This is a genomic window from Actinomadura kijaniata NBRC 14229, from assembly GCF_001552175.1.
Lineage (GTDB): Bacteria > Actinomycetota > Actinomycetes > Streptosporangiales > Streptosporangiaceae > Spirillospora > Spirillospora kijaniata.
In genome coordinates this window covers 1-10130 of sequence record NZ_BCQR01000239.1, presented here as the reverse complement: position 1 = coordinate 10130, position 10130 = coordinate 1, and the positions used below count along the sequence as shown (strand labels likewise).

The 10130-nt window shown below is 72.5% G+C and carries 10 protein-coding genes; 4 read left to right on the top strand and 6 right to left on the bottom strand.

Going from position 1 to position 10130, the window contains the following annotated elements; all coding sequences use genetic code 11:
- The first annotated feature begins 565 nt into the window (after positions 1-565).
- Positions 566-1273, top strand: coding sequence for a nitroreductase family protein (locus AKI01S_RS45455; RefSeq protein ID WP_245682062.1), 708 nt, complete (start codon positions 566-568; stop codon positions 1271-1273).
- On the opposite strand, the gene AKI01S_RS45450 is transcribed toward AKI01S_RS45455, so the two are convergent.
- From AKI01S_RS45450 to trxA, 3 genes are all read right to left on the bottom strand, one after another.
- Positions 1214-2035 (bottom strand): putative RNA methyltransferase, encoded by an 822-nt coding sequence (locus AKI01S_RS45450; protein WP_067832502.1) that lies wholly within the window; start codon positions 2033-2035, stop codon positions 1214-1216. The genes AKI01S_RS45455 and AKI01S_RS45450 overlap by 60 nt on opposite strands.
- Before the next feature lie 35 nt (positions 2036-2070).
- Positions 2071-2445 (bottom strand): Hsp20/alpha crystallin family protein, encoded by a 375-nt coding sequence (locus AKI01S_RS45445; protein ID WP_067832500.1) that lies wholly within the window; start codon positions 2443-2445, stop codon positions 2071-2073.
- 198 nt (positions 2446-2643) lie between these two features.
- Complete coding sequence (gene trxA, locus AKI01S_RS45440; protein WP_067832499.1) at positions 2644-2997, bottom strand: thioredoxin; 354 nt, start codon at positions 2995-2997, stop codon at positions 2644-2646.
- Between the two features lie 131 nt (positions 2998-3128).
- Here trxA and AKI01S_RS45435 point away from each other — a divergent pair, with 131 nt between their 5' ends.
- Positions 3129-4139: a sigma-70 family RNA polymerase sigma factor gene (locus AKI01S_RS45435; RefSeq protein WP_067832497.1), complete on the top strand. Its 1011-nt coding sequence runs from the start codon at positions 3129-3131 to the stop codon at positions 4137-4139.
- Between the two features lie 128 nt (positions 4140-4267).
- The gene (locus tag AKI01S_RS45430; protein ID WP_157420609.1) at positions 4268-5617 is read left to right on the top strand and encodes a class II 3-deoxy-7-phosphoheptulonate synthase; all 1350 of its coding nucleotides are present in this window, start codon (positions 4268-4270) and stop codon (positions 5615-5617) included.
- Positions 5618-5694: 77 nt separating this feature from the next.
- Here AKI01S_RS45430 and AKI01S_RS45425 read toward each other — a convergent pair whose 3' ends face one another.
- The 3 genes from AKI01S_RS45425 to AKI01S_RS45415 are packed head-to-tail and all read right to left on the bottom strand — an operon-like array spanning position 5695 to position 8685.
- The gene (locus AKI01S_RS45425; protein ID WP_245682061.1) at positions 5695-6063 is read right to left on the bottom strand and encodes an ATP-binding protein; all 369 of its coding nucleotides are present in this window, start codon (positions 6061-6063) and stop codon (positions 5695-5697) included.
- A gap of 47 nt (positions 6064-6110) precedes the next feature.
- Positions 6111-6440 (bottom strand): STAS domain-containing protein, encoded by a 330-nt coding sequence (locus AKI01S_RS45420; RefSeq protein ID WP_084000886.1) that lies wholly within the window; start codon positions 6438-6440, stop codon positions 6111-6113.
- 31 nt (positions 6441-6471) lie between these two features.
- Positions 6472-8685 carry a SpoIIE family protein phosphatase gene (locus tag AKI01S_RS45415; RefSeq protein ID WP_245682060.1) on the bottom strand — a complete coding sequence of 738 codons (2214 nt, stop codon included), beginning with the start codon at positions 8683-8685 and terminating at the stop codon, positions 6472-6474.
- Between the two features lie 229 nt (positions 8686-8914).
- On the opposite strand from AKI01S_RS45415, the gene AKI01S_RS45410 reads away from it, so the two are divergent.
- A partial coding sequence (locus AKI01S_RS45410) for a HAMP domain-containing protein (protein ID WP_157420611.1) occupies positions 8915-10130 on the top strand: 1216 nt, incomplete at its 3' end.

Sequence of the window (10130 nt, the reverse complement as noted above, 5' to 3'; positions counted from 1 at the left end):
AAAGGCACTGGCTTTTAACACGCTGTTGAGTTCTCAAGAAACGGACACCCACCGCGCTCGATCCGCTTACGCGTCTCTCGCTCCGGGGCAACCCTTCAATCTTACTCAGATCCGCTCCCGCGTCAAATCGACCTGTAAAGATCGTTTCGACCGTCTGGAGAGTCTCCGAGCCCTGGACGTCGATCAGCGAACGATCCGAAGATCGCTCAGATTCGACCTACCAGGAGTGCCCACCGGGCCGGCCGCCCTGCGGCGTCCTGCGTCCCGTCTCGGGCTGACCAGACCAGAGTACCTCAGTCCGAGCGTCGCTCGAACCGGTTTTCCGTCTGGCTCCCCGGGGCCGTCCGCCTTGCGGCGTCCCGCATCCCTCGGGGCGGTGAGAACACTACGGGCACCCGTCGGAACCAGCAAATCGAGGCGCCCCTCCCCCGCTGGCGTCGCCGCAGTTCAGAGGCTATGTGTGGTGGCTCACAGTGCGGTACCGTTCGCTCGTCTTGCCGCGTCCGGTCCGGGAAGTCCTCCTTTCCTCTGGTGCGGCGACCGGCCGGGGTGGGAGGGGTATCGCGTGAGCACCGAACGACTCGTGGTGGCGGCGACCATGGGGCCGGCCGTTCACGATGTGCACGCCTGGCGGTTCCGTGTGGTGTCCGGGGGGATCGAGGTGCACGCCGATCCCGCGCGGTTCCGGGGCATGCACGATCCGTCGGGGCGGGGGCTGCATCTCGGTTGTGGGGCCGCGTTGGTGAATCTGCGGCTGGCGGCGGCCCAGCTCGGGCGGCAGGCCGTAGTGCGGTTGCTTCCGGATGGGGAGCGGCCCACGTTGCTCGCTTCAGTGCGGTTGGCGCGGAGGGGGCGGGTGGTCCGGGCCGAACGGCTCCTGTACGCGGCGACGTTGCGGCCGTTCGTCGCGAGGGGGCCGGTCGTGACCGGGCGGCCGTCCGCGGCGGTGCTCGGCGAGTTGGGGGTCGCGGCCCGGCTCGAAGGTGCGGCGTTGCGTGTTCTCCCCGGTGATGGTGTTCTGCGCGCCGTGCTGACCACGGTGGGGGATTCACCTGGGGCGTGGCTGCGTGCGGGGCAGGCTCTACAGCAGGTGTTGCTGGCCGGGGTGATGCGTTCGGTGTCGGTGTCGTTCCTCTATGAGGCCGTCGATGAGGGCCTCGGCCCGGGGGTGGGTTTCCCCGGTGAGGTCGCGCAGGTGTTGGTGGAGCTGGCGTCAGCTCCGGCGGTAGATCGACAGGGTGAACGACAGCGGCACCTCGAACGGGTCGGTTAGCTTCCCGATCCGGCGGTGGAGTTCGTCGGCGGGGATGTGGTGGGCGCTGGGGCCCATGCCGACGAGCGTCGCGATCTCCTCGTGGGTGAGGCGGGCGGTGGTCTCCAGGGGCTGCCGGTCCGTCAGGGTGAAGTGGTCGGCGAGGGTCGTGTCGGTGCGGTCGTCCTTGTGTTCGCCGATCTTCAGCAGGCCGAGTTCACGCACCAGGGGACCGAGGTGGCGGGGCGACGGGGTGACCACGTGCAGGTGCCCGCCGGGTCGCAGGACGCGGTGGAACTCGGCGGCGTTGCGGGGGGCGAAGACGTTCAGGATGGCGTCAGCGGTCGTGTCGCGGACGGGGAGCGGCCGCCAGAGGTCGGCGACGACGGCTCCGGCGCGGGGGTGGGCGCGGGCGGCCCGGCGGGCGGCGTGTTTGGAGAGGTCCAGGCCCAGGCCGGTCGCGTCGGGGGTCCGGTCGAGGACCGCGGCCAGATAGTGGCCGGTGCCGCCGCCTGCGTCGAGGATCCGGGCGCCCGTGACCTGTTCGGCCAGGCGGCCGGTGAGGGGCGCGAAGTGTCCGGCGCCGAGGAACGCGGTGCGGGCGCGCACCATCTCGGGGGTGTCGGCCGTGCCGGGGCGGGCGTCGCCGGGCAGCAGGTTGGCGTAGCCCTGCCGGGCGACGTCGAAGGTGTGGCCGGCGGGGCAGCGCAGGCCCCGGTCGGTCAGGGCGAGGTCGGCCCCGCACACGGGGCAGCGCAGGTAGTCGACGACGTCGGGCAGCATCCGTCCATCATCGGGCATGCGCGGGGCCGGTCCCGTCAGGTGAGGTCGGCTCCGGGGAGGTCGAGGGCGACCTCCAGGACGCCGTCGCGGTACCGGGTGGTGAGGGTGCGGGGGTCGGCGTCGCGGGGCAGCGTCAGGACGCGGCGGAACAGCCCGTAGTGGATGTCGCCGGGGTGGTGGCCGCCGTCGCGGCGGACCGCCCTGATCTCGATGGAGCCGTCGTGGACGGCGATGTCGACGTCGCGGGCCGGGTCGACGCCGGGCAGGTCGGCGCGGATGACGTAGCGGCCGTCCTCGACGTATTTCTCGGCGGGGATGGGCCGTCCGGCCTGGCGGAGCAGGGCGACCGGGGCCGAGCGGGCGATCCGCCGGACGACCGCGCGCGGCGCGGGGAACGGGGCGGTGATCACGGTCTCTCCTCCTTGACCGTCGCCGTGGGGCGGCGATGCGTCCTCATCGGGTTCCCTTCCGGCGTCCAGCGTCCGCCGGAAGGGTGACGAAGATGCCGACATATACCCACAAACAGGCAGCAATCGGCCAAACAAGTAGTCCGCTACCGGTCAGCGCCCACCGGCGGGACGGGCTCCTCTGACAGGCTTCCCCGCAGGTCAGGAGTTCATGCGGGCGCGCACGTCGGCCATGTCGAGGGCGCGCACCTGCTCGATCACGCTCTCCAGCATCGGCGCGGGCAGCGCGCCCGGCTCGGCGTAGACGATCACACCCTCGCGGATCGCCATCAGCGTCGGGATCGAGGCGATCCCGAACCGCTCCGACAGGGCGGGCTCGGCCTCGGTGTCGACCTTGGCGAACACGATGTCCCCGTGCTTGTCGGAGGACTCCTCGAACACCGGGGCGAACCGGCGGCACGGGCCGCACCAGGCGGCCCAGAAGTCGATCAGCACGATGTCGGCGCTCCGGGCCACCTCGTCGAACTCGTCGGTGGTCAGTGTGACCGTCGCCATGTCGATTTCTCCTCGCTCGGGGTATCAGATCCGTAGAAGGGCAGGCAGCTCGCAAGTATTCCCGAGTCGGGAATCACAGAGCGGTAATTAGCGTTCTCCTCTTAGGGAGATCGCACCGGAGAAGGGTCCAGATGGCTGCAACCCGTACCAAGGGCGACAGGATCGACGCCCCCGACAAGGACCTCGTCGGGGCCTACCTCGACCGGATCGGCCGCACGCCCCTGCTGGAGGCGGAGGAGGAGGTCGATCTGGCCAAGGCGATCGAGGGGGGCCTGTACGCCGAACAGCTGCTCGACGAGGGCACGCTGCCCGCGGGGACCACTCGCGAGGAACTGGAGGAGCTCGTCGCGGCGGGGCTGCGCGCCAAGCAGCGCTTCGTCGAGGCCAACCTCCGTCTCGTGGTGTCGATCGCCCGCAAGTACCCCACCGACGCCCTGCCCCTGATCGACCTCATCCAGGAAGGCAACCTCGGCCTGATGCGGGCCGTGGAGAAGTTCGACTACCGCCGCGGTTTCAAGTTCTCGACCTACGCCACCTGGTGGATCAGGCAGGCGATCGGGCGCGGGCTGAGCCACACCGCCCGCACGATCCGGCTCCCGGTCCACGTGGAGGAGGAGTTGTCGCGGCTGCGCCGCGCCGAGCGGCAGCTCGGCCGGGAGCTGGGCCGCGAGCCCACCCGGGAGGAGCTGGCCGAGACCGTGGGCGTGGCGCCCGAGCACGTGGACGAGCTGCTGAGCTGGCGGCGCGACCCGGCGAGCCTGGACGCGACCGTAGACGAGGCGGGCGAGACCCCGATGGGCGACCTGCTGGAGGACCCCGAGGCGGTGACGCCGGAAGCGGAGGTCCTGGCGCTGGACGACCTGGAGGGGCTGGGACGGCTGCTGGAGCGGCTGCCCGAACGCGAGTCGGCGATCGTGCGGGCCCGGTTCGGCATGGACAACGGCCAGCCGCTGTCCTACGCGCAGATCGGCGCCCGGTACGGGCTCAGCCACAACCGGGTCCGGCAGATCACCGACCGGTCGCTGCGGCGGCTGCGGCAGATGGCCAACGAGACCGACCTCGCCGGGCGGCGCCCGGTGCCGGCCCAGGCGCCGGAGCCGGTCGGCGCGGGCGTGCGGGAGGCGGGCCGCCGCGCGGCCTGACATCCGGAAGACGATCAACGGGGCGGTCCTGGGGGCCGCCCCGGTCCGTTTCCGGGCCCGCTCGTTCCGGAACGAATACGTCGGCTTGCTAATGCCGTTCGGAGCGTTGTGCCATAGCCTTGGGAACCGTGAGTACATCCAGCATCACGGGGGATCTCGACGCCTGGCGCGCTCTCCCCGCCCTCCAGCAGCCCGACTGGGACGATCCCGCCGAGGTTCGGGCCGTGGCCGCCGAGCTGGCCAAGCAGCCTCCGCTGGTCTTCGCCGGTGAGTGCGACCAGCTCCGCGCGCGGCTCGGTGAGGTCGCCCGGGGCGAGGCGTTCGTGCTCCAGGGCGGCGACTGCGCCGAGACGTTCGAGGGCTCCAACGCCGACGCCGTCAAGAACAAGCTCAAGACCCTGCTGCAGATGGCGGTGGTGCTCACCTACGCCGCCAGCGTGCCCGTGGTCAAGATCGGGCGGATGGCGGGGCAGTTCGCCAAGCCCCGGTCCAAGCCGACCGAGGTGCGCGGCGGGGTGGAGCTGCCCGCCTACCGGGGCGACGCGGTCAACGGGTTCGACTTCACCGCCGGGACGCGCCGCAACGACCCGCACCGGCTGTTGCAGGCCTACCACTGCTCGGCGGTCACGCTGAACCTGTGCCGGGCGTTCACCAAGGGCGGTTACGCCGACCTGCGGCAGGTCCACGCCTGGAACCAGGACTTCGTCAAGACGAGCCCGGCGGGGCAGCGGTACGAGCAGCTGGCCGGGGAGATCGACCGCGCGCTGTCGTTCATGAAGGCGTGCGGCGCGAACCCCGACGAGTTCCACGGGGTGGAGTTCTACTCCAGCCACGAGGCGCTGCTGCTGGAGTACGAGCGGGCGCTGACCCGCATCGACCACCTGAGCGGGCAGCCCTACGACGTGTCGGCGCACTTCCTGTGGATCGGCGAGCGGACCCGGCAGATCGACGGGGCGCACGTGGACTTCCTCAGCCGCATCCGCAACCCGATCGGCGTGAAGCTGGGCCCGACGACCACCGCCGACGACGCGCTGGCGCTGATGGACAAGCTGAACCCCGAGGGAGACCCGGGGCGGCTGACGTTCGTGACCCGGATGGGCGCCAAGAAGATCCGCGACGCGCTGCCGCCGCTGATCGAGAAGGTGACCCAGGAGGGGTCGCCGGTGGCGTGGATCTGCGACCCGATGCACGGCAACACGTTCGAGGCGCCCAGCGGGCACAAGACGCGCCGGTTCGACGACGTGCTGGACGAGGTCGCCGGGTTCTTCGAGGTGCACCGGGCCCTGGGCACCCACCCGGGCGGCATCCACATCGAGTTCACCGGCGACGACGTGACCGAGTGCGTCGGCGGCGGCCACGAGATCGTCGAGGGCGACCTGCACCAGCGTTACGAGACGGCGTGCGACCCGCGGCTGAACCGCGGCCAGTCGCTGGACCTGGCGTTCATGGTGGCGGAGCTGTACCGCAAGTCCGCCTGATCACGCGACGCCCCCGGAGAGCGGCGAAGGCCCCGCGCCCACGGCGCGGGGCCTTGCTCGTCCGGGTGCCCGGGGCGTCAGATCGTGACCTCGGCCCAGACCACCTTGCCGCCGCTGACGGGGTCGGCCCCCCAGGAGGTGGCGAACCGGTCGACGATGAACAGGCCGCGGTGCGACTCGTCCAGCGGTCCGGGAACGGTCATGCGGGGCATCTGCGCGGCGCGGTCGCGGACCTCGACGCGGACCCGGCCGGGGCTGCGCAGCAGCCGCAGTTCCAGGGCGGTCCCGGCGTGCCGGACGGCGTTGGCGACCAGCTCGGCCACGATGGCGGTGACCAGCTCCTCGCGCTCCATCAGTGCCCAGGTGCGCATGGTGCGGGCGGCCAGCCGGCGGGCGTACTCCACGGCCTCGGTCTGGGGCGCCGCGCGCAGGGTGGTCTCGGTCATCGGCTCCGCCATTCAGCCTCGGCCGCCGTCATGTCGGCCGCGGGTCGTCACCCGACCCCCTCTCCGGCCGGTCCCTTGATCAGGAAACGGTCCAGACCGGTGGTGCGCAGGACGTTCTCGACCCGGCCGTAGGCGCCGGTGACGGTCAGTGTCGCGTTCTGCGCCCTGGCGTGCTTGTAGGCCCGTACCAGGACGTTGAGTCCGGAGGAGTCGCAGAAGTCGACCGCGGTCAGGTCGACGACCACCTCCCGCTCCCCCGCGTCGACCAGCTCGGTGAGCCGCGTGCGCAGCTCGTCGGAGGAGTGCAGGTCGATGGACCCGCGGGCGGCGATCGTCGCGCGCCCGTCCTGTCGTGTCGTGTGCAAGGCCAGCCCCACGCCACCCCACCTTACCGATTGTTGTGCTTCATCATGACGCCCTCAGAACGATGAGGGCAACGTCGTCGTTCGAGGGTTCGGGCCCGAAGTCGCGCACGGCGCGCTGGATGCGGGCGGCGACCGCGCCGGCGCTCAGGCCGGTGCAGCCCGCCAGGATCCGCTCCAGGCCGTGGCCGTCACCGAGCAGCCGGGCGCCGTTGCGCCGCTCGGTGACGCCGTCGGTGACGCACAGCAGGACCTGCCCGCGGCGCAGCTCGATGGTGTCGGTGTGGAACTCGACGCCGTCGAAGACCCCCAGCAGCGGCTGCGGGGAGGCGACCTCCCGCACGGTGCCGTCGGGGTCGAGCACCAGCGGCGGGGGGTGCCCGGCGCTGGTCAGTCCGATGGTGACGCCGTCGCGCAGCGGCCGCGGCGTGATCTCCCCGTGCAGCAGGGTCAGCAGGCGGCCGCGCTCGCCCTCGCCGAGGATGAGGCGGTTGAGGCGGGTCAGCACGTCGGGGACGGGAAGGTCCTCGGCCGCCAGGATGCGCAGGGCGTGCCGGGCCAGGCCGGTGACGGCGGCGGCCTGCGGGCCGGTGCCGCACACGTCGCCGATCGCGAAGCGCCAGCGGCCCCGCCGGTCGGCGGTGGGCGCGGTGGGCGCGGTGGGCGCCGCGCCCTCGCCGACCTCGAACACGTCGTAGAAGTCGCCGCCGACCTCGCTGCCCTCCCCCGCGGGCTCGTAGACCACGGCGGTCTCCATGCCGGGGATCTCGGGGATGCCGGGTGGCAGCAGGCTGCGTTGCAGCGCGCTGCTCATGGCGGTCTGCTCGGAGTACAGGCGGGCGTTGTCGACGGCCAGGGCGGCGCGGCGCGACAGCTCCTCGGCCAGCTCGATGGCGTTGCGGGGGAAGCGGTCCCCGCCGGGGCGGCCGATCACGATGGCGCCGATGCGGCGGCCCCGGGCGACCAGCGGGAACGCGTAGGCCTGGTCGGTGACGGTCTCCCCGGCGGCGGCGCGGGCCTCGGCGGGCGCGTCGCCGAAGCCGCCCCAGGGGCCGGGGGCGTCGGTGGGCGGCGGGGCCTTGACGCGGGTGAGCAGCTCGCGCAGCCCGTCGGCGCGGGTCTCGTCGGCGTGCCAGACGTAGGCGAGACGGGGTGTCTCGTCGGAGGCGGTGTAGACGGCGCACCAGGTGGCCAGGCGCGGCACCATCAGCTGGGCGACCAGGGCCATGGTGCGTTCCTGGTCGAGGGTGCCGGCCAGCAGGTCGCTGGCCTCGGCGACGAAGCTGAGCCAGCCGCGCCAGGAGCGCTCCAGCTCCCCGATGCGGGCCTTCTCCAGCGACAGCGACATCTCGTCGGCCAGCCGGCCGAGGCGGGTCCCGGCGGAGTCGTCGAACCGGCCGGGTTCGGCGGCGACGGCGACGACCAGGCCGGTCAGGCGGCCCTGGGCCTCCAGCGGGGCGGCGGCCAGGGAACGGGCGCGCAGCGCGGCGGCGATCGGGTCGGAGGCGTCGGTGGACACCCAGGGCTCCCCGGCGCGGGCGTCGGGGCCGAGGTTGACCACCGACAGCTCGCCGAGGGACAGCCCGGCGGGCAGCCCGGCGGAGGCGCCGAGGACGAGGCGTCCGTCACGTTCGGTCAGCAGTACGGCGGCGGAGTCGGCGTCCAGGACGTCGCGGACGGTGGCGACGGCGGTCTCCAGGGACTCCTGGGCGGCGGGCGAGCGCAGGATCCGGTCGGCGGCGGGGGCGATGACGGCGGCGGACCGCGCCGCCGGGTCCGCCGATTCCGCCGCGGGTCCGGTCGCGGGTCCGGTCGTCGGGGCGGTCCCGTGCGGGGACGGGGCGGGCCGGTCGGCCGGGACGCGCGGGGAGGCGCCGTTGACATGGGCGCCGGGGCGCGGCAGCCGGAACCACACGCCCTTGGCGTCGCGGTCGTAGGTGACGCCCCAGGAGGCGGCCAGCCGGGCGATGGAGGGCAGGCCGCGTCCGCTGGAGGCGCTCACGCCGGGCATGGGGAGGGTGCGGGTGGGATGCAGGTCACGGACCTCGACCTGGATCTCGCCGTCCAGCAGGCGGCAGGAGACCTCGAAGGACGTGCCGGCGTAGGCGACGGCGTTGGTGGCCAGCTCGCTGGTGGCCAGCACGGCGTCGTCGACGGCGTCCTCCAGGTCCCAGTCGGCCAGCACGCGCCGGACGAACCGGCGCGCCTCCGCCACCGACGCCGAGGCGGAGGGGAAGGTGGCCGACGCCGTCTGTTCCAACAGTCGTCCCTCGATCACTGCGTTAACCACCCGTCCTGGCTATCGTGACAGACTGCGCGCCACGCCCGCCACGAACACGACAGACCGTAACACGAAGGCTACGAGCCCGGTTCGGCCCCGTCCGGGTCGTCGCGTGGCGGGTGGCCCGCCGTTCGGCGACGTAGAGTACTGGTGCGGCCCGAAGGAGGTGTCCGTCGCTTCCGCCTACCCCGTGTCCCGGGCCTGGAGGATGAAGAGCATGCCCCGACACCCGTCCCGTCCGCGCTCCGGCGCGTCCGCGGACACTCCGCGTTACAGCGACGCGGACCTGCGGCCACTGATCAAGATGTTGACCGCGGTCCGTGACGGGCGTTTCGCTTTCGAGCCGGACCTCCCCGAGGGGGACGGCGCGCTGCACGAGGCCCTGGCGCTGGTGGCGGAGATCCGCGACAACGGCGCCCACCTGTCGGGCGACCTGGCGCGGGTACGGCGCGAGATCGGCCGGGAGGGCCAGATCATGGGCCGGCTGTCGCCGCGGGCGATGAAGGGCTCGTGGGCGGAGGCGGCCGAGGACGCCAACGGCATCCTGGACAAGCTCACCGACCTGGCCACCGGGATGCACCGGGTCGTGGAGGCGGTCAGCGCCGGCGACCTGACCCAGCGGGTCGAGCTGCGGGCGCACGGGCGGCCGATGCGCGGCGAGCTGCTGCGCATGGGCAAGTCGGTGAACTCCATGGTCGAGATGCTGGACGAGTTCACCTGGGAGGTCACCCAGTTCGCGCGGGAGGTCGGCACCGAGGGACGGCTCGGCGGGCAGGCGTCGCTGCGCGGCACCCGCGGGCGGTGGCGGGACGTGACCGCGGCGGTCAACACGATGGCCGGGCGGCTGACCGCGCAGGTCCGCGACATCGCCGAGGTGACCACGGCGGTCGCGCGCGGAGACCTGACCCGCAAGGTGACGGTGGAGGCGACCGGTGAGCTCCAGGAGCTGAAGACCACCGTCAACACGATGGTGGACCAGCTGTCGGGGTTCGCCGACGAGGTGACGCGCGTGGCCCGCGAGGTGGGCACCGAGGGGCAGCTGGGCGGCCAGGCCAACGTGCGGGGCGTGTCGGGGGTCTGGAAGGACCTGACCGACAACGTCAACGCGATGGCCAACAACCTGACCTACCAGGTCCGCAACATCGCGCAGGTCACCACGGCGGTCGCGGAGGGCGACCTCGGCAAGAAGATCACCGTGGACGCGCAGGGCGAGATCCTGCAGCTGAAGCTGACGGTGAACCAGATGGTGGACACGCTGTCGGCGTTCGCCGACGAGGTGACGCGCGTGGCCCGCGAGGTGGGCACCGAGGGCCGGCTGGGCGGCCAGGCGCGGGTGCCGGGCGTGTCGGGGGTCTGGAAGGACCTGACCAACAACGTCAACGGCATGGCGTCCAACCTGACCTACCAGGTCCGCAACATCGCCC